Source organism: Pedobacter paludisoli (assembly GCF_052344095.1).
Classification (GTDB): Bacteria; Bacteroidota; Bacteroidia; order Sphingobacteriales; family Sphingobacteriaceae; genus Pedobacter.
The window spans coordinates 1,734,640-1,757,020 of sequence record NZ_CP179926.1 but is presented as its reverse complement, the minus strand read 5'-3'; the positions used below and the strand labels follow the sequence as shown (position 1 = coordinate 1,757,020).

The 22,381-nt window shown below is 37.1% G+C and carries 24 protein-coding genes; 10 read left to right on the top strand and 14 right to left on the bottom strand.

The features are described 5' to 3' along the window. The first annotated feature begins 65 nt into the window (after positions 1-65). On the top strand, positions 66-452 hold the full coding sequence (locus ACJVDK_RS06935; protein WP_443939553.1) for a DUF423 domain-containing protein: 387 nt from the start codon (positions 66-68) through the stop codon (positions 450-452). Beyond that, a complete protein-coding gene (priA, locus tag ACJVDK_RS06930; RefSeq protein ID WP_443939552.1) occupies positions 452-2,932 on the top strand; it encodes a replication restart helicase PriA in 2,481 nt (826 codons plus the stop codon). Before ACJVDK_RS06935 ends, priA begins: the two co-directional genes overlap by 1 nt. Here the strand turns inward: priA and ACJVDK_RS06925 are convergent. Then, on the bottom strand, positions 2,929-3,606 hold the full coding sequence (locus tag ACJVDK_RS06925; RefSeq protein WP_443939551.1) for a hypothetical protein: 678 nt from the start codon (positions 3,604-3,606) through the stop codon (positions 2,929-2,931). The two genes, priA and ACJVDK_RS06925, sit on opposite strands and share 4 nt — an antisense overlap. 183 nt (positions 3,607-3,789) lie before the next feature. On the opposite strand from ACJVDK_RS06925, the gene ACJVDK_RS06920 reads away from it, so the two are divergent. Beyond that, positions 3,790-4,446 (top strand): protein-L-isoaspartate(D-aspartate) O-methyltransferase, encoded by a 657-nt coding sequence (locus ACJVDK_RS06920; protein ID WP_443939550.1) that lies wholly within the window; start codon positions 3,790-3,792, stop codon positions 4,444-4,446. A gap of 38 nt (positions 4,447-4,484) precedes the next feature. Here ACJVDK_RS06920 and smpB read toward each other — a convergent pair whose 3' ends face one another. After that, positions 4,485-4,934 (bottom strand): SsrA-binding protein, encoded by a 450-nt coding sequence (gene smpB / locus ACJVDK_RS06915; RefSeq protein WP_443939549.1) that lies wholly within the window; start codon positions 4,932-4,934, stop codon positions 4,485-4,487. A 251-nt stretch (positions 4,935-5,185) separates the two neighbouring features. Between smpB and ACJVDK_RS06910 the strand changes: the two genes are divergently transcribed. Further along, the gene (locus tag ACJVDK_RS06910) at positions 5,186-5,665 is read left to right on the top strand and encodes a TlpA family protein disulfide reductase (protein WP_443939548.1); all 480 of its coding nucleotides are present in this window, start codon (positions 5,186-5,188) and stop codon (positions 5,663-5,665) included. 211 nt (positions 5,666-5,876) lie between these two features. Here the strand turns inward: ACJVDK_RS06910 and ACJVDK_RS06905 are convergent, their stop codons facing one another. Beyond that, positions 5,877-7,739, bottom strand: coding sequence for an Nramp family divalent metal transporter (locus ACJVDK_RS06905; protein ID WP_443939547.1), 1,863 nt, complete (start codon positions 7,737-7,739; stop codon positions 5,877-5,879). Next, positions 7,726-8,388: a metal-dependent transcriptional regulator gene (locus ACJVDK_RS06900; RefSeq protein WP_443939546.1), complete on the bottom strand. Its 663-nt coding sequence runs from the start codon at positions 8,386-8,388 to the stop codon at positions 7,726-7,728. The genes ACJVDK_RS06905 and ACJVDK_RS06900 overlap by 14 nt, the downstream gene beginning before the upstream one ends. A gap of 127 nt (positions 8,389-8,515) precedes the next feature. Between ACJVDK_RS06900 and ACJVDK_RS06895 the strand changes: the two genes are divergently transcribed. Then, a complete protein-coding gene (locus ACJVDK_RS06895) occupies positions 8,516-8,986 on the top strand; it encodes an Lrp/AsnC family transcriptional regulator (protein WP_443939545.1) in 471 nt (156 codons plus the stop codon). On the opposite strand, the gene ACJVDK_RS06890 is transcribed toward ACJVDK_RS06895, so the two are convergent. Genes ACJVDK_RS06890 through ACJVDK_RS06880 form a run of 3 tightly spaced genes read right to left on the bottom strand, consistent with a single transcriptional unit; the run spans position 8,983 to position 10,852 of the window. Further along, entirely contained in the window at positions 8,983-9,645 is a 663-nt protein-coding gene (locus ACJVDK_RS06890) for an alpha/beta hydrolase (protein ID WP_443939544.1), read from the bottom strand. The genes ACJVDK_RS06895 and ACJVDK_RS06890 overlap by 4 nt on opposite strands. Continuing rightward, complete coding sequence (ung, locus tag ACJVDK_RS06885; RefSeq protein WP_443939543.1) at positions 9,642-10,325, bottom strand: uracil-DNA glycosylase; 684 nt, start codon at positions 10,323-10,325, stop codon at positions 9,642-9,644. The genes ACJVDK_RS06890 and ung overlap by 4 nt, the downstream gene beginning before the upstream one ends. Before the next feature lie 8 nt (positions 10,326-10,333). Then, positions 10,334-10,852, bottom strand: a complete 519-nt coding sequence (locus ACJVDK_RS06880) for a thioredoxin family protein (protein ID WP_443939542.1) — start codon at positions 10,850-10,852, stop codon at positions 10,334-10,336. Positions 10,853-10,969: 117 nt separating this feature from the next. Between ACJVDK_RS06880 and ACJVDK_RS06875 the strand changes: the two genes are divergently transcribed. Both ACJVDK_RS06875 and ACJVDK_RS06870 read left to right on the top strand, forming a co-directional pair. Then, positions 10,970-11,509 (top strand): DUF2892 domain-containing protein, encoded by a 540-nt coding sequence (locus tag ACJVDK_RS06875; RefSeq protein WP_443939541.1) that lies wholly within the window; start codon positions 10,970-10,972, stop codon positions 11,507-11,509. Positions 11,510-11,771: 262 nt separating this feature from the next. Further along, a complete protein-coding gene (locus tag ACJVDK_RS06870; protein ID WP_443939540.1) occupies positions 11,772-12,926 on the top strand; it encodes an acyloxyacyl hydrolase in 1,155 nt (384 codons plus the stop codon). Positions 12,927-12,942: 16 nt separating this feature from the next. On the opposite strand, the gene ACJVDK_RS06865 is transcribed toward ACJVDK_RS06870, so the two are convergent. The 6 genes from ACJVDK_RS06865 to ACJVDK_RS06840 form a co-directional block, all read right to left on the bottom strand. Then, the gene (locus ACJVDK_RS06865; RefSeq protein WP_443939539.1) at positions 12,943-13,152 is read right to left on the bottom strand and encodes a hypothetical protein; all 210 of its coding nucleotides are present in this window, start codon (positions 13,150-13,152) and stop codon (positions 12,943-12,945) included. Between the two features lie 124 nt (positions 13,153-13,276). Continuing rightward, on the bottom strand, positions 13,277-14,986 hold the full coding sequence (gene lysS, locus ACJVDK_RS06860) for a lysine--tRNA ligase (RefSeq protein ID WP_443940035.1): 1,710 nt from the start codon (positions 14,984-14,986) through the stop codon (positions 13,277-13,279). Between the two features lie 127 nt (positions 14,987-15,113). Further along, a complete protein-coding gene (locus ACJVDK_RS06855; protein WP_443939538.1) occupies positions 15,114-17,027 on the bottom strand; it encodes an AMP-dependent synthetase/ligase in 1,914 nt (637 codons plus the stop codon). A 111-nt stretch (positions 17,028-17,138) separates the two neighbouring features. Then, complete coding sequence (locus ACJVDK_RS06850; RefSeq protein WP_443939537.1) at positions 17,139-17,465, bottom strand: HesB/IscA family protein; 327 nt, start codon at positions 17,463-17,465, stop codon at positions 17,139-17,141. 128 nt (positions 17,466-17,593) lie between these two features. After that, entirely contained in the window at positions 17,594-18,007 is a 414-nt protein-coding gene (gene iscU / locus ACJVDK_RS06845; RefSeq protein ID WP_443939536.1) for a Fe-S cluster assembly scaffold IscU, read from the bottom strand. A gap of 65 nt (positions 18,008-18,072) precedes the next feature. After that, on the bottom strand, positions 18,073-19,284 hold the full coding sequence (locus ACJVDK_RS06840) for an IscS subfamily cysteine desulfurase (protein WP_443939535.1): 1,212 nt from the start codon (positions 19,282-19,284) through the stop codon (positions 18,073-18,075). 117 nt (positions 19,285-19,401) lie between these two features. Here ACJVDK_RS06840 and mce point away from each other — a divergent pair, with 117 nt between their 5' ends. Both mce and ACJVDK_RS06830 read left to right on the top strand, forming a co-directional pair. Further along, positions 19,402-19,809 carry a methylmalonyl-CoA epimerase gene (mce, locus tag ACJVDK_RS06835; protein WP_443939534.1) on the top strand — a complete coding sequence of 136 codons (408 nt, stop codon included), beginning with the start codon at positions 19,402-19,404 and terminating at the stop codon, positions 19,807-19,809. 284 nt (positions 19,810-20,093) lie between these two features. Then, positions 20,094-20,381 carry a hypothetical protein gene (locus tag ACJVDK_RS06830; RefSeq protein WP_443939533.1) on the top strand — a complete coding sequence of 96 codons (288 nt, stop codon included), beginning with the start codon at positions 20,094-20,096 and terminating at the stop codon, positions 20,379-20,381. A 145-nt stretch (positions 20,382-20,526) separates the two neighbouring features. Here the strand turns inward: ACJVDK_RS06830 and ACJVDK_RS06825 are convergent, their stop codons facing one another. Further along, positions 20,527-21,840: a Gfo/Idh/MocA family protein gene (locus ACJVDK_RS06825; RefSeq protein WP_443939532.1), complete on the bottom strand. Its 1,314-nt coding sequence runs from the start codon at positions 21,838-21,840 to the stop codon at positions 20,527-20,529. Between the two features lie 265 nt (positions 21,841-22,105). On the opposite strand from ACJVDK_RS06825, the gene ACJVDK_RS06820 reads away from it, so the two are divergent. Then, positions 22,106-22,354, top strand: coding sequence for a type B 50S ribosomal protein L31 (locus ACJVDK_RS06820; RefSeq protein WP_443939531.1), 249 nt, complete (start codon positions 22,106-22,108; stop codon positions 22,352-22,354). Positions 22,355-22,381 lie beyond the last annotated feature (27 nt).

The window sequence follows — 22,381 nt, the reverse complement described above, 5'->3', positions numbered from 1 at the left end:
ACACGAATTAGCACGAAAATCTGCACCAATTTATTAATTTAGCCCATGCTATTAAGCAAAAAATTATGAACAAACGGATTATTCTTACTGCTTCTTTTTTCGGTGTAATTGCCGTCATCTTGGGTGCTTTTGGTGCTCATGGATTAAAAAATTTAGTCGATGCACCTTCTTTAGAAATATGGAAAAAGGGGGTTGATTATCAGTTCTATCATACATTTGCGCTATTGTATTTGTCTACATTTGCCCGCTATAGAAACAAGTTAATTAACATTGCTTATTTCTGCTTTACCTTCGGGATTTTGTTGTTCTCAGGCTCTTTATACCTGTTAGCAACTCGTTCATTAATGGAAAATAATGTGGCCAGTTTTATTGGTCCGGTTACACCAATTGGTGGTTTGCTGTTTATTTTGGGTTGGGCGATGTTATTTTTTGCAGCTTTTAAAGATAAATAATGAAAACAGAGGGAATTGATATGTTTGCAGAGAGAGAAACACTCTTTGTCGAAGTGATATTGCCCTTGTCATTAGCAAAAAATTATACTTATCGTGTTCCGTTTGAACTGAATGATGAGGTGGCTATTGGTAAAAGGGTAGTGGTTCAGTTTGGAAAACATAAAATCTACACGGCTTTAGTATCCAACCTGACCAATAATCCGCCGCAGGCCTACGAAGCTAAATACATCATCGATATTGTCGACTCCGAGCCCGTAGTTACACCTACTCAATTGAAATTTTGGGACTGGATGACTGCTTACTACATGTGCAATTCAGGCGATGTGTTATCGGCAGCGCTGCCCAGTAGTTTAAAATTGGCCAGTGAAACCGTATTAATGCTTCGTGAGGATGTTGATTCAGAAACGGTTTTGAATGAAAAGGAAAATCTGATTGTTAACACGCTTTTAAAGCAGGGTAAACTTGCTGTAAGTGAAGTTTCAAAACTTTTAGGGCAGAAATCGATTTATCCAATAATTACCAAGCTTTTAGAAAAGGAAGTCATTTTGGTTGCCGAGGAAATGGTTGATAAGTATAAGCCAGCCTTAAAGTCCTTTGTGCACTTGAACGATTTTTATACCGATGAAGATAACTTAAAACAATTATTTGCCCTGCTAGACCGCGCACCAAAGCAATTGGATTTATTGTTAGCTTATTTAAAACTACAAAAGATTGAAAGTAACATATCCAAGCAACAGCTTTTAGACGAAAGCGGCAGCTCTGCAGCCATTTTAAAAGCTTTAACCGATAAAGAGATATTCGTAGTCACTAAGCGCGAAGTAAGTCGTTTGGCAGCACATGAAGATGATTTGGCCTCAAATTTTGTGCTGAACACCGAACAACAAAACGCTTTTGAAAAAATAAATGAGCTGTTTACGGAAAAGGATGTTACGCTTTTGCACGGCGTAACCGCTTCCGGGAAAACGCAGGTATACATTAAGTTAATAGAACAAGTACTTCAAAACACCGAAGGGCAAGTATTGTTCTTGTTACCCGAAATTGCTTTAACCACACAGATTGTAGAGCGGATAAAACGCTATTTTGGCAATTCTATTGGGGTTTACCATTCAAAGTTCAATAACAATGAACGTGTAGAAATATGGAATAAAGTACGAACTGGAGCTTATAGAGTTTTATTAGGTGCGCGTTCTGCCGTATTTTTACCATTTAAAAAATTAGAATTAGTTGTTGTTGATGAGGAACACGAAGCAACCTATAAACAGTATGATCCCGCTCCGCGATACCAAGCGCGCGATTCGGTTATTTATTTAGCGTACTTACATAGCGCTAAAGTGGTTCTGGGCTCTGCTACACCATCTTTAGAGAGTTATTATAATGCCCTGCAAGGAAAGTACGGCTTGGTTGAAATGAAACAACGCTTTGGAGGTGTTCAATTGCCCAATCAACAGGTGGTAAGCATTTCGGAAGAAACCAAGAAAAAGACCATGGTTTCTTACTTTTCTAGCGTGCTAATGAAAGAAATTGATTTAGCATTAGCTAAAAAAGAGCAAATAGTGCTTTTTCAAAATAGAAGAGGATACGCGACCATTTTGATCTGTGCAACCTGTGGCCATGCGCCAAAATGCATTAATTGCGACGTGAGCTTAACTTTTCATAAAAGTAGTGGTAAATTACATTGCCATTATTGTGGTTATGTGCAAAGCAGTATTAATATTTGTCCAGCTTGCGGTTCCGTTCATGTGGAGCAGAAAGGCTTTGGTACCGAACGAATTGAAGAAGAATTGAAATTGCTCTTTCCAGAAATAAACATTGCACGTTTAGACATGGATAGTACACGAACGAAAAACGGCTTGCAACAGATACTGACCGATTTTCAAGAAAAGAAGACCGATATTTTAATCGGGACCCAAATGGTTGCAAAAGGATTGGATTTTGATAATTTAAGTTTAATCGGTGTGATAAATGCCGATACCTTGTTGAGTTATCCAGATTTTAGAGCCTATGAAAGAAGTTTTCAATTGCTTGCTCAAGTAGCTGGGCGTGCAGGAAGAAGAGCGAATCAAGGGAATGTGTGCATTCAAACCTACGATTCAGAGAATCGAATTATAAAGCAAGTTGTCGAAAATGACTACGAAGGGATGTATCAAGCTGAAATAGCCGAACGCGAGTATTTTCAATATCCTCCTTTTTCACGAATGATTTTTGTGTACATCAAACACAAGGATGCCAGGATATTGGAGCATGCAGCAGCAAATTTGGCTACAACCCTTAAAGCAAAATTCGGAAAACGTGTTTTAGGCCCTGAACAACCGCTCGTAAGTAGGGTGCGGAATTATTACATCAAACAAATTATCATCAAAGCAGACAAGCACACTGCCATACAAAAAGTGAAGAATGTATTAAGAGAAACCCTTACAGAATTTAACGCGATTAAAGCGTATAAAAGTGTGCTTGTACAAATAGACGTAGATCCCTATTAGTTTTTGCTACTCAAACTATATTGAATGCCTACAGAAACAGGGTTGATTAAAAAGTCCCATTTTTTATACGTTGTAACCGTTCTTCCAACGCCTAAATCTTCCGTTACATCTTGTTTTTCATAATTGTAAAACATATCAAAAGAGCTTTCGGCTAAAATACAAAAGCGTTGAAAGATATTCACTTTAATACCTAGTAAAGGACTTAAAATTAAGCCGTTCTTGGTAGAAACGACATTTTTTTGAGGGGTAGTCGCTCTTGCTGTTTTTGAATTAGATAAACCATCAAATTTGTTGGCGCGGAAGCCTATGTCAAAACCATAGTAGGGTTGAATGGCCGTATAACTCACGTTTTTTTCAAAACCTAATTTAAACGAATAATCTGTTGTTTTTCCACTAATGATATCGCAGGTTGAGCAGGTGTTGTCAAATTTTTGGTCACCTTTATAATAACTTCCACTGATTCTAAAACTTGTTTGATTCGTATTTAGCTTTACAAATGCACCGTTAAAAGGCACATTCACTAAGGTAATGTCGTTAGTTTGGTTTAAAATCTTTGGTAATTGCATCATGCTATACGCCCGAACGCCAATGGAATAGTCATAATCGGCTGCAGTTTGTGCAAATAGGTTGATAGAACAAAGGAAAATAATTAAACTAAGTAGAACTTTCTTCATTTATGTGGAGATAATATTGATTGCACGAGTATACCAAAAATAAAAATATTTTTTAGCATTGAGCAATTAATATTTGCAACTCTTTTCAATCTACAATTATTTTGGCTGTGATTTACTGTAACTTACCTTTCTGTTGAAAAAATAGACTTGAATCACGGTTTAAAAAAGCTAATTTTGACATTCATGGCCTATAAATTTATAGATAATTACCGAGAAAGAGGAGCGAGAAAGAAACTTGTAGAGTTATTATTTTCGCGTGGGATTGAAGATGAAAACGTTTTAAATGCAATAGGAAAAGTGCCTCGTCATTTTTTCTTTGATGAAACATTTTGGAATCAGGCCTATAAAGACATTGCATTTCCAATTGGAGATGGACAAACCATTTCACAGCCTTACACAGTAGCCTACCAAAGTGAACTTTTGCACATAAAAAAAGGTGATAAAGTTTTAGAAATTGGTACAGGATCGGGTTATCAAACCTGCATTTTAATGGAATTGGGCGCTCGGGTGTATACAATCGAACGCCAAGAAAATATTTACAATCGAACCATTCAGGTTTTACCAGGAATGGGGTATAAACCGCATTTCTTTTTTGGCGATGGTTCTAAAGGAATAGCAAAACATGCTCCCTACGATAAAATTATCGTAACGGCTGGCGCGCCATTGGTGCCAGAAATTTTATTAAAACAATTAAAAATAGGAGGCATATTGGTTATCCCTGTGGGCGATGAGAAAACCCAAAAAATGGTAACCGTTTTACGGGTGAGCGATACCGATTATGAAAAAATTATTTTAGATACTTTTCGTTTTGTACCCTTGGTGGGCGACCAAGCTTGGTAAAAAAAGGGGTTGCTTTTATTCAAAACAACCCCTTTTTATTATCTTTTCATCGCTCTATCCAACTCGCGTTTTACATCTCTGTCTTTAATGCTGTCGCGTTTGTCGAATTCTTTTTTACCTTGCGCCAAGGCAATTTCCATCTTCGCAAAGCCACGTTCATTAATAAAAATACGTAGCGGAACAATTGTGTATCCCTTCTCTTCGCCTTTCAGTTTAAGTTTACGGATTTCTTTTTTCTGCAATAATAAGGCCCTGTCGCGCTTAATATCGTGGTGGTAAAAAGAACTCAAACTATACTCCGAAACATGTAAATTGCGCACATATAAATTGCCACCAATAAACATACAAAAAGCATCCGTCATGTTTGCCTTGCCTTGTCTAATGGCTTTAATTTCAGTACCTAAAAGTGCAATTCCTGCAACATATTTATCCAGTAAATTGTAATCAAAATAAGCACGCTTATTTTTTATATGAATATCGTTTTTCAAAATTTTTAAATGCTATAATGCCAGTTAAATTATGTCTGGCTTGTAAAACAAGGTTATTAAAACCTACATGCAAATATCACAAAAAAAAATTACACCAACAGGCTTTATTGCTATTCCCTTCCAGTTTTCGTTGTCAATTAACGTAATTTTAAGTTAAAAATATCCGATAAATCTGTTTCATGTAAATTCTAACTTTAACCACCGTCAATATAAATTTTAAATTCTTAAGTTTGGTTCTTATCTCAGAAAGAATGAAACTAAGAAAATTCCTTTTCGTTTTTGCACTGTTTTTTGCCCTCCAAGCTCAAGCACAACAACCCAGTATTTTACCTCAATTTACCTTCTTTAAATTAGATGGGAAACCCTTTTCAAGTAAAGATTTGAAGCCCGGAAAGAAAAACCTCTTCATGTTGTTCGATTGCACCTGCGAGCACTGTCAACGCGAAACGAAGGTGCTAAATGCCAATTACAATAAGTTAAAAGGCATCAATATTTACATGATTACACTCGATGAGGCCTTTATAATTCCGCAGTTTTTTACTTCCTACGCGCCCGGTTTAGATAAAAAACCAAACTTAACGGTCCTACAGGATAAAAATCAACTGTTTATCCCTACATTTTTGCCATCTAAATACCCAGCCATGTATCTGTATTCCGAAGGAAATAAATTAATGGTATACAATGCCGGCGATGGTGGAATAAAAAAAGTATTGAAAGCACTCAATAAGTAAATTAGAAAACAGTGGGACAGTAGTTCTTCGGAAAAATCGTCCCGTTTTTCAATTCAATCTTTTTTGTTGGCAGTACCTGTAAAACCCCAACTACTAAACTGAAAGAATGTAGTTGTCCAGTAGTCATGCAGATGAAACAAAAAAGTATTTCCCTTTCACCCGGGTTTAGCAAACTACGGATTGTTCAGCTATGCAATTTCAGCTTTCTGGGCTATCGCACAATCAATACTGGGATGGAAACTTTATGTCTAACAGCATTAACCGTTGTCCCAAAAATTAAATCCTTTAGTCCCTTGTGACCGTGGGCACCCATTACCAATAATTCCAGGTTATTCTGGTTGCTAATTGCTGCAATAGCACTTGCCGTGCGACCAAAACCTACCAAAGAAGTGGCTTCATATCCCAGTTCAGCTAAATTATTTTTGTAAATGTCTAAGTTTTCGCGGTCGCTTTGCGTTTCATGATCCATAGCCTTATCTCCGTAATACCGAGCAACGGCAGTTTCCACCACGTGAATTAAATAATAATGAGCCTCTTTTCCACCTTGAATCAGCGCATGCCGAATAGTAGCGCGATCATTTTTTGAGAAATCTACCGTAATTCCAATTCTTTTATAATTGATTTTTTCAATGGCACCAATATCCAACGCTTCTCCATGTGGAACCATTTTTTTATTCAAATATTTTCCGCTTATAATGGGTTGAAAAAGCACATAAGCTAAAAGTAAGCCCGTTAAAATAGCAAGCGGCATAATGATGGCATAAACCCACCAGGCACTAGAATCATGCGCCCATTGGCCTATTTCTTCAATAACTAATTTAACATTTAAGGAAATAATAATCAGGGCACTTAACCAAGCAGCAATTTTTGCCCAAGTTTTAATGGCAAAGCCATTCATCAATTTTTTGTCTGAAGTGAAATGAATCAACGGAATAATGGCAAAACCCAATTGCAAACTTAACACCACCTGACTCAAAACTAATAAGTTACCCAAAGCACTATCACCAAAGTAAAGAATGGTAAAAAAGGCTGGTATGATGGCCAGTAAGCGCGTAATCATGCGTCGCAACCAAGGTTGGATGCGTAAATTCAAATGCCCTTCCATGATAATTTGTCCCGCCAAGGTACCTGTGACGGTCGAGCTTTGTCCTGCAGCAATTAACGCAATGGCAAATAAAGCAGGAGCCACATTTCCAAAAATATTCGAAAGCAATTTATGGGCATCCTGAATTTCGGCTACTTCGTGAAGACCATTTTTATAAAAAGCCGTAGCTGCTAAAATTAAAATGGCCGCATTTACAAAAAAAGCGAGGTTAAGGGCAACGGTGGTATCAATTAAGTTAAATTTGATTGCTTCTTTTAGGCCTTTCGTGCTACGTTCAATTTTGCGGGTCTGTACCAGCGACGAATGTAAATACAGGTTGTGGGGCATCACCGTGGCACCAATAATGCCAATCGCAATGTACAAGGCGTCGCCATTTAAGATCGATGGTTCAAAGCCTTTTACCACTTCTTTAATGGATGGTTCAACAATAAACATTTCAATTAAAAAAGAAATGCCTACAATAAAAACCATCGAAACAATGAAGCTTTCCATGGCTCTCATGCCTTTATTTAGGAGAAAAAGCAATAAAACTGTATCAAAAATGGTGATGGAAATACCCCAAATAAGCGGTAAATCAAACAACAACTGAAGTCCAATCGCCATGCCAATAATTTCAGCTAAGTCGCAGGCAATGATAGCAGTTTGTGCCAATACAAATAAAGGAATATTGGCCCAGGTTGGAAAAGCTTGTTTAGAAGCTTGAGCCAAATCTAACCCGCGCACAATTCCTAAACGCGCACTAAGCGATTGCAACAAGAGTGCAATGAGGTTTGACATTAACAATACCCAAATGAGTTGATAACCAAACTTACTACCGCCGGCTAAATCAGTTGCCCAATTTCCTGGGTCCATATAACCTACGCTAATTAAATAGGCTGGGCCAATAAACGATAATATTTTTCGCCATCCTTTTCTTTTATCGGTAGCTACACTTTGGTGAACTTCACTTAAGGACTCAGACTTTGCCATGGCTGCTAATTAAAATATGTTTAGCCACTTCGCGGCTTATGTTAATATGTTTGTTGTCTAAAAGAATTTCAACTGACCCATCAAAATCTGTGATGTCTTTTACGGTAACATTCTTGCCTAAGGTTAACCCCAGTTTTTCTAAATGTTTTAAAAAAGGAGAACTGTGTTGGGTAACGCCAGTAACGGTTCCCGAATCCTCAATCTTTAATTCAATAAGTTTAATTAATTGTGTTTTTGCAAAACGACCATTTTTATCGGGGATGGGATCACCATGAGGGTCTGCGGTAGGGAAGTTTAAAAATTCATCCAATCTCTCAATCAATACATCGGATTTTATATGTTCTAATTCTTCTGCCAGTTCATGCACTTCATCCCACTTAAAATGAAGTTTTTCAACCAAAAAGACTTCCCAAAGTCGGTGTTTGCGGATAATGTCAATAGCGGCCATTCTCCCTTTATCGGTTAGCGTAACGCCTTGATATTTTACATAGTTAACCAATTCTTTTTCTGCTAATTTTTTCAACATATCCGTAACGGAAGCTGGTTTGGTTTGAATTTGTTCAGCTATTGCATTAGTTTGAACTGCCGTTGTTTTTTCGGCGAGATGATAAATAATCTTCAGGTAGTTCTCCTCGGTGAAACTCTGCATTTATGTTTATCTAATTTTATTTTTAGACAAATCTAAAAAAAATAGATTAAAATATATTGGAAAAAAAATGTTAAAATTTAGAATATAATTTGGTTATGTTTGTGTTCTCAATACCTAATGAATATCTATGGCGACTGAATTAGATAAAATTGATTTTAAAATCTTAAGAATTCTACAAGAGAATGGTAGAATAACAAATTTATTATTATCCCAAGAAATAGGACTCTCTCCGGCACCTACTTTAGAACGTGTACGTAAGCTCGAAATGGCTGGATATATCAAAAGTTATCACGCTTTGGTGGACGAAGAGAAATTAGGTTTAGGCATAAAAACCTTTATCCAAATCCAATTAGATTTTCATAAAAACAATACTATTCAAATCTTTTTGGATGAAGTAAATCAAATTAAAGAAATTACGGAATGTCACCACGTAACCGGGCAAGCCGATTTTTTATTGAAGGTTTATGTGAAAGATATTAAAGCATATGAACGCTTAATCATGGACAAGATTAGTAAAATATCGGTGGTGAAAACCTTCCAAACCATGATGATTATGTCAACCACGAAAAAAGAGCCAATTGTGCCTTTGGAGTACTAATTTTTCTTAAATGCTTTAAAAAGTAGTGTATTTAGAATAGCTGATATTTCTTCAGCTTGTTGATATACCATCAAATGAGTCCCGTTTTTTACTAAAATAACGGGACTTATTTTTTTAGCGGGCAAAATTCTATCAGCTGTTCCCTGCAAATGAAATAGATTCTCAATATGTTGCGTGGATCTCCACGTAAGGATGCTTTTTATGGCCCATTTAGTAAAATCGGGATTGCTATCTTTCAGGATAGCATGCAGCAAGTTCTCTTCTTCTGGTGCTTGAATACCAAAATAGAAATTAAGCAGCTTATTTGAGGATTGAAAAAACTTTTTAGGAACGAGGCTCAGAACTCCCGTTTTGCCAAGTAGTTTATATCGTTTTGGAAGTTGGGTATTGTTTTGAATTGAGGAGATAATGATAGTTGCTACCGGGTGGTGTTTTTTTGCAATTTCCATGGCAATCATTCCACCAAATGACACTCCAACTAGTGCAAAAGCTGAACTGAAATCAATTTTATTGACAAGTTTGTCAGCATAGCTCGATAAAGAATCTGAAATTGCATGCTCCGTCCATGGTAAGTGGATAATTTCAATTTCCGGAGGGAATGTTAGCTTCTCAAAAATACGTTTATCAGCACCTAAACCACTAATTAAGTATACTTTCATAGTTTCTTTAAATGCCAGTTAATTGATGTAATGCCTTGTTTTTCAAGTAATTCGTTTGTTTTTGAAAAAGGTTTTGAACCTAAGAAACCATTGTAAGCACTAAAAGGTGAGGGGTGTGCTGAAGCAAGGATAGCATGCTTGCTTTGATCAATTAACGTTATTTTTTGTTGTGCATATTTTCCCCACAGGATGAAAACAAGGTGTTCTTTCTGCTCAGAAAGTAATTGAATAATCTTATCTGTAAAAATTTCCCAACCCTGATTTTGATGCGAACCTGCCTCAGCAGCACGCACCGTTAAGGTCGCGTTTAATAAAAGTACGCCTTGTTCTGCCCAGTGCTGCAAGTTGCCATGCTCGGGTATTTTAAAGCCTTCTATATCGCTGTGAAGCTCTTTATAAATATTCTTGAGCGAGGGAGGAATTTTAATGCCATCTTGAACAGAAAACGATAAACCATGCGCTTGATTAAGTCCGTGGTAAGGATCTTGACCCAGTATCACAACTTTAACATCCTGAAAAGAGGTTAAGTTCAAAGCATTGAATATGTTGTTTTCAATGGGGTAAATAGTGAGTCCATTTCTTTTTTCTTCCTCAAGAAAAGCATGCAAATTTTTCATGTAATCCTTTTCAAACTCTTCGTTTAAAAGGGTTTTCCAATCAGCATTCAACGAGCTTATCATACTTCTGCTTACGCTTTTTGTTGTAGGATAGCCAATAAGTCTTTCTCTAAAGTATCTTTCGGACCTTCAATAATTCGACCCAACTCACGACCTTTTTTATCATAAATAATAAAGGTTGGAACTTTTAGAATATTTAAATTATCGATGAGGCCATTTTCTGCTTTTTTAGTGCCATCAACAGCGATGATTTCGTAATTTTTTTCTTTAAAAGTAATGGCATCCAATACTTTGAGAAAATTGGGTACATTAATTTTACTATCGCCACACCAGGTACCAAATACGATTTTTATTTTTTGCGATTTTATCAGAGGCTTAATTTGTGCAATGATAGCTGAATCGGGTTGGTAGGCCTGATACAGGGGTTCGTACATTTCTTTAAACTCTGGAAATGAGGTGATTCCGGCTCTTGTGCAAGTATTAATTAAAATTTCTTTGTTATGCGATTGGTCATGCGTTTTCTTGTTAAGTTGCTGAGCATCAACATTCATGGCGAATAAAATTAGGATTATGGAAAATAGAACTTTCATATATATGGGCTAAGTTTGGAGTACGTGTAAAAATTTATTGAAATTATCGTTTTAAAATCTAATTTCTGCCTTTTAAACACGATATTTGCAAAAATAAAATAATTAAGAATAAAATTTATGCCAAATATCATCAGATTAATTGCGGGGTTTGCTTTATTAGGAGGAGCTGTAGCTTTGTTTATTTTCGGTTTCTGGCCATGGGGAATACTTGCCATTTTGCTAGGTATAGTGGTTGCAATTACCTATTTTTTTAATGAAAATATGCTTTTAGCACAATGGTATTTAAGAAAAGATAACATGCCGAAAGCAAAACAATTTTTAGATAGAATTACCAATTACGAAACTCAATTAATTAAGCTTCAACATGGCTATTATAATTTATTGGTTGGATTAATTGAAAGCCGTACGGCTCCCATGCAAAGTGAAAAGTACTTTAAAAAGTCATTGGCTTTAGGTATGCAAATGGATCACAATGTAGCCTTGGCAAAATTAAGTTTAGCGGGTATAGCCATGGCAAAACGCAATAAACGTGAGGCAACCATGTATTTAGCTGAAGCAAAGAAAGCCGATAAAAATAAATTATTAGCGGATCAGATTAAACAAATGAAAGATCAAATGGGCATGTTAGATAAACAACAACAAGTTCGTTATAGATAATTAATACGAGAAACCTCGTGTTTTAAAAAGCCATTTCAAATTTTGAAATGGCTTTTTTTATGCGTTTTATTTTTCAATAGTCAATTTAATAGGGGCATGTTTTACCCATTTGATTTGGTAGTTTAAGGCTTTTTTAGTAAAATTAACTTGTTAACCAGCGAGTTAGTTTTTTATTGGGATTAAAAATAAATTGGTGTTGTTTTTGTTCTCCCATTTTTTTGCCTATGATTAGTAATTTACCATATCTTACCTACAGACAAACATGCTCTTTCGAATTATTCTACTGTTACTCCTGTGCCAGCAGGCGCAGCTCTATGCCCAATCCTACGATTTTCTCAACAAACGCTATCCGGCAGATAGCAATCATATTAAAAGAAAATATCCCAATATTCAATTTGAAATGGAGGCAGGCTTTAATGCCCCGGCAACATCCGAAATAAAAAATGAATTGTATAAAGGAACAGGATATGAAGCTGTATCGCTAAGAGCCTCTTTTCAATCCTATGGTCGTAATATTTACGATCAGTTGTGGCGATATCCGCAAATGGGATTCGGCTACTACGTTGCAAAACCTCGAAATACGACAAATTTAGGTGTTCCAAATGCGGCATACGCTTTTATTGATGTACCGACCCAATCCGATTGGGCCAAACGTAGGTGGTTTCAGAGTTATGCAATTTCCGTGGGTTTATCCTATAATTTCACCCCATATAATTTAACTAAGAATCCAACGAATGTGGTGATCAGTTCGCAGTTTAATGTATACGTCGATTTTGCATATTACTTTCATTATCGCTTTGCGAATCATTGGAATTTAGCAGCAGGCCCTAGCTTTACCCATTTTTCAAACGGATCCATGAAAATCCCTAATAAAGGGATGAATATGTTGGGCTTAAATTTATCGGTTAACTACGATTGGAATCACGAAAATGAACAATTCATCTATCATGAACTACCGAAATGGGAAAAGAGAGGTCAGTTTTTTGTTGCCTATTCGGTTGGTTTAAAGATGTTAGAAAAGGAAAAGGAACGCTACTTTAATTCGACTACCACCTTGGGATATAAGTTTTGGAAAAGTTATAAAAGCAGATGGATTGCTGGATTTGATAGTTTTTACGACACGGGAGCGAATTCAGGGGAAGGATATTATTCCGTTATTCCAGTAGAAGATCGTACAGCTGCAAAGAATCAATGGTCTTTTGGTGTATATGCTGGCCATGAGGCCATTTATAAACGTTTTTCGTTGGAAACTGGCTTAGGTGTGTATTTATACCAACCATATAAGGTTCGCCCAACTATATATGAAAGAATTGGACTGAGGTATCGTGTATGGGATGGTTTGTATGCCGGATTTGGTTTGAAAGCTAAAGGCTTCATTGCCGACTATATTGAATGGGGGATGGGTTACAATTTTTAAAAAAGGTTACGATGGTTTATTTATCATCTAAACAATCGTAACCTTCTAATTCTTCGCGTTTTGAGCGCTTGCTTAAAATATCTTCTTCTTCCATTTCTTTTTTAAAGAAGAAAGCTTCTGCTTGGATTCTTTTTACTAATTGGCGCACCAACGATAAATCAAATGTTTCTTTGTTTAGCTTAATGCAGTAATCGTTTTCGGTGATTTCTAAAATTGAGGTATTCATATCGCTTCTATTTTAATTTCTAGTGGGGTAAAAATAAAAAAGGTTTGCTAAACCGTTGTTAGCAAACCTTTTAAGTTTTTGTTATATTATTGTTAACAGTCTCTGTAATTGCCTGTTAAATCAATTATTTATGTGATAAGAACAAACCGTCGTCAGTTTTTGAAACTTTTAACACTCCTTTACCCGTTAACGATTTTAAGGTCGTATCCCATTTTTTATTACTCCAATCGCTCAGTTTGGCTTTTACATCTGCTAAAAGGTATTGTTCGCCTTCGTTAACGAGTGCAAATAATTCCGTTTCTTCTGCAGAAAGTTCAATTTTCTTTTTCTCCGGACGCATTTGCGGAAAGAACAATACTTCTTGGATGGTCGATTGGTCGGTCATTAACATAACCAATCTATCAATACCGATACCTAAACCCGAGGTAGGAGGCATACCATATTCCAACGCACGAACAAAATCATCGTCCATTGCCATGGCTTCATCATCGCCTCTGGCAGCTAATTTTAATTGCTCTTCAAAACGTTCTTTTTGATCAATTGGGTCGTTTAACTCCGAATAAGCATTACCAATTTCTTTACCCATTACAAAAAGCTCAAAACGCTCTACCAAGCCTTCTGAGCTACGGTGTTTTTTGGCCAATGGAGTCATTTCAATAGGGTAATCGGTAATATATGTAGGTTGAATTAAATTAGCTTCAACTTTTTCGCTGAAAAGTTCATCCACCAATTTACCACGTCCCATGCTGTCATCAATTTCAATACCTAAATCTCTACACGTTTGGGCCAATTGCTCTTCGCTCATTTTCGAAACGTCAATGCCGGTATATTTTTCAATAGACTCATACATGGTTAATTTTTCGTAGGGTCCACTAAAATCAATTTCGTGCGCGCCAACTTTTACCACTGGTGAACCATGTATAGCAATGGCAATTTTTTCTAAACACTCTTCAACCATACCCATCATCCACACGTAGTCTTTGTAGGCTACATAAATCTCCATAGAGGTAAATTCAGGGTTGTGTGTGCGGTCCATTCCTTCATTACGAAACATTTTACCGAACTCATACACGCCGTCAAAACCGGCAACAATTAATCTTTTTAGATATAACTCATTTGCAATACGTAAAAACAAAGGCATATCCAAGGTGTTGTGGTGTGTAGCAAATGGACGTGCCGCTGCACCACCGTGTACGGCTTGTAAAATAGGCGTTTCTACTTCCATCCAGCCCTGGCTGTCGAAATAATTACGCATGGTGTTAATTACCTTGCTGCGGTTGATAAAGATTTGTTTGTAGTCGGGATTTACCGTTAAATCTACATAACGCATTCTGTAGCGTAATTCCGGATTCGTAAAACCATCGTATACGTTTCCTTCATCATCGCGTTTTACGATGGGTAATGGGCGTAGTGATTTGGCTAGAACTTTAAATTCAGTTACGTGAATAGAAATTTCGCCGGTTTGCGTGGTAAAAACATATCCCTTAACCCCAATGAAGTCACCGATATCTAAAAGCTTCTTAAATACGGTATTGTAAAGGGTTTTATCATCGCCAGGGCAAAGTTCATCTCTTTTTAAATAAACTTGAATACGGCCTGTGGCATCTTGTAATTCAGCAAAAGAAGCTGCACCCATTATATTTCTGCCCATAATACGGCCAGCAATACTCACGGTCTTATAAGCAGTTTTATCTTTTTCGTAATTGGCCAAAATATCGGCAGCAGTTACATTAATCTCATAAGATTCGGCTGGGTAAGGCTCAATGCCTAATTGACGTAATTGTTTTAGCGACTCACGTCGTAATAATTCTTGTTCTGATAATCCTATACTCATTTCGGGTATTTTTTGCAAAAGTAATGATTTCATTCGTCATTAAGAGGAATGAAGCTTGCTTAATGCATAGAAATTAATAATTTGTTCGATTGGTTTTGCGTATGCTAAATTCTTTTAAGCTGCTGTATTAATCAACCTCTACACCTTGTTGATACATTTCATTAATGACATCGGCATATTTTTTCTCCACAATGCGACGCTTCACTTTTAAAGTTGGTGTAATTTCACCTTCGTCAATATTGAATGGATTACGCTTAATTTTAAAGTTCTTAATCCGTTCAAATTTTGCCAGTTCATTTGAAATCTTCTTGATGTCTTGTTCCATCCAAGCCACTATTTCAGGGTTCTCAATAAATAAATCCGCCTCCTCAAAAAAAGATGGTTTTAAGTTGAAAGTTTCTTCTAAGGTTTCTCTATTTGGGATAATGATGGCCGTAATGAATTCGCGCTTATCGCCAATTAAAAATAACTGGTCTATTTTAGGGCTTTTTAAATAAATGTTTTCTACCGGGGTAGGATATACATTTTTTCCGTACGCATTTACAATCATGTTTTTCAAGCGGTCGGTAATTTGCAAGTTTCCTTTGTAGAAACGGCCAATATCTCCGGTATGAAACCAACCATCTTTATCAATTGCTTCGGCTGTTTCAGCAGGTTTATTAAAATAGCCTTTCATTACGCAATGACCGCGTACAATAATCTCGCCTTCAGGACATTCAAACTCCTCGTTAAAGGTATCGTAGGTTTGAATGTTGAGGATGGCTTTCGTGTCAACGTCTTGAATACCAATCTCAATACCCGGAATGGTGCGCCCAACCGTACCGTACACTTGGCGGTGAAACTCGGTTACAGCCATCACTGGAGAGGTTTCGGTTAAACCAAAACCCTCTAGAATTTTGATGCCCAGGTTACCAAAAAATTCGCCAACGTTCCGAGGCAATGCCGCACCGCCTGAAATCATGAACTTTAATCGGCCGCCTGTTTTTTCTTTAATCTTGCTAAAAACCAACTTTTCGGCCAAGGCTTTTTTACCCGATAAAAGTATTCCTGGATTTTTGCCAGCCTCTTTGATTTCGCGATAAGCTTGACCAGTTTCTAAAGCCCAGGTAAATATTTTAGCTTTTGTTCCACCTGCCGAAGTACCCGATTTAATGGCTTTATCGTGAATACGCTCCAGTAGACGTGGCACGCAGTTCATAACAGTTGGCTTAATTTCGCCCATGTTTTTTGCCAAGAGTTCTAAACTTTGGGCAAATGCAATTTTACAGCCTTGGGTGCAACATACGTGATAGGTTGCTGTGCGCTCAAAAACGTGCGACAATGGCAGGAACGATAAAAAGGTTTCTTTCTCGTTAATGGCTGGAATTTGCTCTAAACAGGCTTTTACATTTTGTGTTAAATTGTAATGCGTTAGCATAACGCCTTTTGGCGTACCTGTTGTTCCTGAGGTATAAATTAACGATGAAACATCGTTTGGTTGTATTTGATTTCTACGTTCTTCAATGGCTGCTTTTTCTGCCGCCGTAAGTTGGTGTTTTAAGGCCAGGATATCCCAAAAGTTTAATATTTCTACCTGGGCATCTTCCGGAACTACAATCTTTTCGTAATCTTTAAACGTTGGAATAATATATTTCAGTTCCTTGCAATTCGGAGCAATTTTCAAGATTTTTCGGTACAAGAAATTTGTGCCTACTAAAATGGCTTTAATGCCAGAATCGTTAACAATATAGTTTACTTCTTGTTCAGAAAGGGTAGGGTAAATGGAAACATTCATTACACCAATTTGCTGAATACCTTGATCGAAATACACGTATTCAGGGCAATTTTCAATCATTAAACCCAGTCTATCACCATGTTTAATGCCTTTTTCTAGAAAAAAGGTAGAAATAGCGTCTGCTCTTTTTAATGTCTCTTCGTATGAAATTTCAGTCCACTCATTTCCTTGTTTATGTATTAGAAAAGTTTCTTCCGGTTTATGAATGTTTTTTACCACATTCCTCAATAGAGAAGGTACCGTTGAAAATTCGTTTATTAATGACATGCTCTAATTTGGTCTAATCGTATAATTAAACAATAATAACGCTTTTTGTTTTAAAAATACAAAAGGGCGCCGAAATTTTCGGCGCCCTTATTTGGTGTGAATATTTTGTTTTTAAACGGAAAAACTTTCGCCACAACCACACGTGCGGCTAGCATTTGGATTAATAAAATTAAATCCTTTTCCATTTAAACCATCGGAAAAATCCAACTCGGTACCTGCTAGATACAGAAACGATTTCATATCCAATGCAATTTTAATTCCTCTATCTTCGAAAAACTGATCGCCAGTTTTTTCTTCGTTATCAAAATCTAAATTGTATGATAAGCCCGAACAGCCTCCGCCTTTTACTGAAACGCGTAAAAAGTAATCAGAACCCAAATCAGAATCCTGCATGAGGTGGTCTATTTTGTCTTTTGCTTTATCGGTTATTGTAATCATTTTATTTATTCTTTTTGATTCACAATTTTGAATACACTAAAAATTGTAAACCGTATTTCTATAATTGAACATTAGTTACGTTTTTTGCGAAATGAAAGTTATCCAACTAAAAACGTTTCTAATATTGACTAGTGATGCGATTTCTCTAATACAAGAGCTTCTAAGCCATTTTTAACGCGGAAATCGTTAATAGCCGATTTAATTGCATCTTCTGCTAACACTGAACAGTGAATTTTTACTGGTGGTAAAGCCAATTCTTCTACAATGTCCATGTTGTCGATTGCTAAAGCCTCGTCGATTGTTTTACCTTTTAACCACTCTGTAGCTAAAGATGAAGATGCGATTGCCGAACCACAACCAAATGTTTTAAATTTAGCATCGGTAATTACGTTATCAGCACCAACTTCAATTTGTAGGCGCATCACGTCGCCACATTCTGGTGCACCAACTAAACCAGTACCCACATTTTTTTCGTCTTTATTTAAAGTACCAACGTTACGTGGATTATTATAATGATCTATTACTTTTTCTGAATATGCCATGTCTTTATTTTTTTATATCCCAAGGGGATGATTAAACCTTTGTTTGTATTAAGTAGTATAGCAAATTAATGCTCTGCCCACTCAATTTTACTTAAATCAATACCTTCTTTAAACATTTCCCAAAGTGGAGAAAGGTCTCTTAAGTGGTTTACCGCTTTTTGTGTAATTTCAATTGCGTGGTCAATATCAGCTTCTGTTGTAAATCTTCCTAAGCCGTAACGGATTGAAGAGTGTGCTAAATCGTCTGATAAACCTAAGCTTTTCAAAACATAGGATGGTTCTAAAGAAGCAGAAGTACAAGCCGAACCCGAAGATACTGCTAAGTCGCTCATTGCCATCATTAAACCTTCACCTTCCACATATTTGAATGAAATGTTTGCTACGTGCGGTAAACGGTGTTGTGTATTACCATTAACATAACTTTCTTCCATTTTGTTTAACGTGCTTTCTAATTTATCGCGCAATGCTGATAAACGAGCTGCTTCGCTTTCCATTTCTAAACGACAAAGCTCACAAGCTTTACCTAAGCCTACAATGCCCGGAACATTTAATGTACCCGAACGCATTCCACGCTCATGACCACCGCCATCCATTTGAGCAGTTACTTTAACTCTTGGATTTTTTCTACGTACGTATAAAACACCTACACCTTTAGGACCGTACATTTTATGTGCAGAAAAAGCCATTAAATCAATCCCATCAGCATTTACATCAACTGGGATTTTACCAACCGCTTGTGTTGCATCGGTCATGAATAAAGCGCCATGTTTGTGTGCAATAGCCGAAATTTCTTTTATCGGTTGAATAACACCAATTTCGTTGTTGCCATACATAATCGATACCAAAATGGTTTCAGGAGTCATAGCTGCTTCTAGTTCAGCTAAATCAATCATACCATCTTCTTTAACACCTAAATAGGTCACACGCGCACCATTTTTTTCTAAATGTTTGCAAGTATCTAAAACGGCTTTATGTTCAGTAACCGCAGTAATAATGTGGTTACCTTTTTCTTTGTACATTTCAAACACACCTTTGATAGCTAAGTTATCAGCTTCGGTAGCGCCCGATGTAAAAATGATTTCTTTATCCGTACAGCCGATTAATTTGGCTACTTGTTCACGAGCATAATCCACTCCCTCTTCAGCAACCCATCCAAATGCATGGTTACGACTTGCGGCGTTTCCAAATTTCTCTGTAAAGTAAGGTAGCATCGCTTCTAACACCCTGGGATCAAGGGGCGTAGTTGCGTTATTGTCTAAATATATCGGCTGTTTCATTCCTATTCTGTTAATTATAGCACAAAGATACGAAAAAACTTATTTAACATTTATAAATAATAACTATGAGGTTATTGGTAAAACACGCATTTTTACATTATCCAAACCTTAAATCCTATGAATAAGATAGAACATATTGGAATTGCTGTAAAAGACTTAACTGTTTCCATTGATCTTTATCAGAAACTGCTGAATACGAACTGCTATAAAACGGAGCTTGTAGAGTCTGAAAAAGTATCCACCGCATTCTTTAAAACAGGTGAAAATAAAATTGAACTGTTACAGGCTACGGCGCCCGATAGTGTGATAGCTAAGTTTATTGAGCGAAATGGAGAGGGAATTCATCACATCGCTTTTGCTGTTGATGATATTTTGGCCGAGGTACGTCGTTTAAAAGCGGAAGGCTTCGTTTTGCTTAATGAACAGCCTAAAAAAGGGGCTGATAATAAAATGGTATGTTTTGTTCATCCAAAAGATACCAATAACGTGCTGATTGAAATTTGTCAGGAAATAAAATGGCTGTAGTTTTTTAAATTGAAAATGAGGGTGCTGTGTGTGTGGGTTATGGTAGTCCCGCTATTCGCTTTACTCCGTTTCACGCCGTGTTCGCTGCTATCGGGTTTAAGGCCGTTGTTGCTGTGTTTCTTAGCCTGTGCACCATTTTTCAGTAACCGTCTTTCAGTTTATGCAGTAAAGCTAGCTGTTTGCTGGATCAAGATTGTTCCGTTCTTTGCTTGACTGCATCATTTCTTTTGGGAGGACTACTTAATTCTTATCTTTGAGATTCATACAATCAAATAACATTTATCGTGTTAGACACTGCTGCATTAATAAAAATTATCGCAAAGGATTTTGAAATTGAAAATTCTTTAACTGAAAACCAATTACGCGAAACCTTGGTTGATGCTTTTGCTTATTTGATTGATGTCGATTTTCCTAAATTGATACAAATTTTGTACAAGGCCGATGTAGACCAATACAAATTAAAAGAGCTTTTGGAAAACACCGATGGCCAAAGTTCGGCCGAAGTTATTGTCGATGCCTATTTGCAGCGCCAAGCTGCTAAAATTGAAACCTGGAAAAAATATAGTAAATAGGCTAGGTTTTGCGGTAAATAGTAGCATAAATTTGCTTTTTAAACGGGATTGGCAGCGTCATCCTTTTTGGCTGTAAGCCAAAAAGATACAGCAGAAAGCCCGACTGGCGTTCCTTTATGCTACTATACTTGCTTTTCTACTGATTTTAACTGTTAGGCATTTTATATCCGTTGTGATAAGTTGCCGCGAGGTATTTGTTCGCCTCTTTATCGGTAAAGCTTTGTTTTTGATTATTCCAATACAGTTTTTTACCCATTCGGTAAGCGATATTTCCCATTTGGCAAATGGTAGCTACATGCGAACCGGCTTGAATAGGCGCATTTAAATCCTCCATTTTACGCGACTGTACCACGTCTAGAAAATTTTTGGCATGTAAGCGTAAGCCATTGTCCGACGATTTTTGAAGGGGGACTTGTTCCATGCGCGGGGTTCCTTTGTCGTCTTCAGGAATAACTTCCCAGCCTTGACGGTTGACTACCAAGGTGCCGTTGTTACCGATGAAAGCAACCCCATGGTCGCGACCGTAAGGACCATCATTAATGCCGGTTGCATGTTCCCATTGTAGGTTAAAGCCTTCAAATTCGTAAATGGTGGTTAATGTATCGGGTGTTTCAGAAGCATCGTCGGGATAGGCAAATTTTCCGCCAGAGGCGACAATGCTTTTAGGCGTATTGGCTTTCATGCCTAATAGTGCATAATCAATCATGTGTACGCCCCAATCGGTCATTAAACCACCTGCATAATCCCAAAACCAGCGGAAATTAAAGTGAAAGCGATTGGCGTTGAAAGGGCGTTTTTGAGCGGGGCCAAGCCATTTATCGTAGTCAACACCTTTGGGAGCTGTGCCATCGGGTACAATTGATACGGGCTTCATCCAGCCTTGGTAGGCCCATGCTTTAACTAAGCGAATGTTGCCAAGTTTGCCCGAGTGTACGTATGCAACGGCATCGGCAAAGTGTTTTTGGCTGCGCTGCCATTGGCCTACTTGAACCACTTTGTTGTATTTTTTTTGAGCCGCCACCATTTCTTGGCATTCTGCGATTGAGTTTCCGGCTGGTTTTTCTACGTACACGTCTTTACCTGCGGCGAGTGCGTCGACCATAATTTTGCAGTGCCAGTGGTCGGGGGTGCCAATTATAATGGCGTCAACTTCTTTATTTTCGAGGATTTTTGTATAGTCGGTTGTGGTGCTTACTACGCTGTTTTTCTTGGCTAGTTCGGTAGCTTTTTTGGTTAAAACATTTTCATCTACGTCGCACAGGGCGATGCACTCGGCGCGTGGGTCGCTTAAAATTGCCATTAAGTCTGACCATCCCATGCCATTGATTCCGATGGCGCCAATTTTAATTTTGTCGCTTTTTTGCAGGTTTTTTGAGAATAAATCGAGCGGGAATACGCTGGCTAATGCTGTAGAAGCAAGGGCTAAGGAACTAGTATGTATAAAATCTCTTCGTTTCATGCGTTTTTGTTTAGGTAATTTAAATGTACTGAAAAATTAAATACAGGAGTAAATTGTGGGTTTTATTTTCTTTATTTGTACTACTTGAAAGGATTCTTTTAAATATTTAATAGAATTGTTGATAGTTATAAAATTTATTAATACATTTGCATCCTCTAAAATAGAGGTAAGAAAAGACGAATAGAAGGATTCATAAGCGTTGTTGCCAGCAAATTGCAAAAATGTTCTTGAGGCTTTCATACAAATAACTAAAATAATATTTCAAATGAAAAAAGATTTGCACCCTACGAGCTACAGACCAGTTGTTTTCAAAGACATGTCTAATGATTATGCTTTTTTAACGAAGTCTTGCGTAGATACAAAAGAAACAATTAAATGGGAAGATGGTAATGAGTATCCATTATATAAATTAGAGATTTCTCACACTTCTCACCCTTTTTATACTGGTAAAATGAAATTGGTTGATACTGCTGGACGTATCGATAAATTCAAAAAACGTTACGCGAAGAAATAATCTGAGTAACAGACAATATTTTTTAAA

What these genes read in the sequence shown, in the direction of transcription:
- ACJVDK_RS06935 (WP_443939553.1), top strand. Translation starts at nt 66, where the DNA reads ATGAACAAACGGATTATTCTTACTGCTTCTTTTTTCGGTGTAATTGCC.
- priA (WP_443939552.1), top strand. Translation starts at nt 452, where the DNA reads ATGAAAACAGAGGGAATTGATATGTTTGCAGAGAGAGAAACACTCTTT.
- ACJVDK_RS06925 (WP_443939551.1), bottom strand. Translation starts at nt 3,606, where the DNA reads ATGAAGAAAGTTCTACTTAGTTTAATTATTTTCCTTTGTTCTATCAAC.
- ACJVDK_RS06920 (WP_443939550.1), top strand. Translation starts at nt 3,790, where the DNA reads ATGGCCTATAAATTTATAGATAATTACCGAGAAAGAGGAGCGAGAAAG.
- ACJVDK_RS06910 (WP_443939548.1), top strand. Translation starts at nt 5,186, where the DNA reads ATGAAACTAAGAAAATTCCTTTTCGTTTTTGCACTGTTTTTTGCCCTC.
- ACJVDK_RS06905 (WP_443939547.1), bottom strand. Translation starts at nt 7,739, where the DNA reads ATGGCAAAGTCTGAGTCCTTAAGTGAAGTTCACCAAAGTGTAGCTACC.
- ACJVDK_RS06900 (WP_443939546.1), bottom strand. Translation starts at nt 8,388, where the DNA reads ATGCAGAGTTTCACCGAGGAGAACTACCTGAAGATTATTTATCATCTC.
- ACJVDK_RS06895 (WP_443939545.1), top strand. Translation starts at nt 8,516, where the DNA reads ATGGCGACTGAATTAGATAAAATTGATTTTAAAATCTTAAGAATTCTA.
- ACJVDK_RS06890 (WP_443939544.1), bottom strand. Translation starts at nt 9,645, where the DNA reads ATGAAAGTATACTTAATTAGTGGTTTAGGTGCTGATAAACGTATTTTT.
- ung (WP_443939543.1), bottom strand. Translation starts at nt 10,325, where the DNA reads ATGATAAGCTCGTTGAATGCTGATTGGAAAACCCTTTTAAACGAAGAG.
- ACJVDK_RS06880 (WP_443939542.1), bottom strand. Translation starts at nt 10,852, where the DNA reads ATGAAAGTTCTATTTTCCATAATCCTAATTTTATTCGCCATGAATGTT.
- ACJVDK_RS06875 (WP_443939541.1), top strand. Translation starts at nt 10,970, where the DNA reads ATGCCAAATATCATCAGATTAATTGCGGGGTTTGCTTTATTAGGAGGA.
- ACJVDK_RS06870 (WP_443939540.1), top strand. Translation starts at nt 11,772, where the DNA reads ATGCTCTTTCGAATTATTCTACTGTTACTCCTGTGCCAGCAGGCGCAG.
- ACJVDK_RS06865 (WP_443939539.1), bottom strand. Translation starts at nt 13,152, where the DNA reads ATGAATACCTCAATTTTAGAAATCACCGAAAACGATTACTGCATTAAG.
- lysS (WP_443940035.1), bottom strand. Translation starts at nt 14,986, where the DNA reads ATGAGTATAGGATTATCAGAACAAGAATTATTACGACGTGAGTCGCTA.
- ACJVDK_RS06855 (WP_443939538.1), bottom strand. Translation starts at nt 17,027, where the DNA reads ATGTCATTAATAAACGAATTTTCAACGGTACCTTCTCTATTGAGGAAT.
- ACJVDK_RS06850 (WP_443939537.1), bottom strand. Translation starts at nt 17,465, where the DNA reads ATGATTACAATAACCGATAAAGCAAAAGACAAAATAGACCACCTCATG.
- iscU (WP_443939536.1), bottom strand. Translation starts at nt 18,007, where the DNA reads ATGGCATATTCAGAAAAAGTAATAGATCATTATAATAATCCACGTAAC.
- ACJVDK_RS06840 (WP_443939535.1), bottom strand. Translation starts at nt 19,284, where the DNA reads ATGAAACAGCCGATATATTTAGACAATAACGCAACTACGCCCCTTGAT.
- mce (WP_443939534.1), top strand. Translation starts at nt 19,402, where the DNA reads ATGAATAAGATAGAACATATTGGAATTGCTGTAAAAGACTTAACTGTT.
- ACJVDK_RS06825 (WP_443939532.1), bottom strand. Translation starts at nt 21,840, where the DNA reads ATGAAACGAAGAGATTTTATACATACTAGTTCCTTAGCCCTTGCTTCT.
- ACJVDK_RS06820 (WP_443939531.1), top strand. Translation starts at nt 22,106, where the DNA reads ATGAAAAAAGATTTGCACCCTACGAGCTACAGACCAGTTGTTTTCAAA.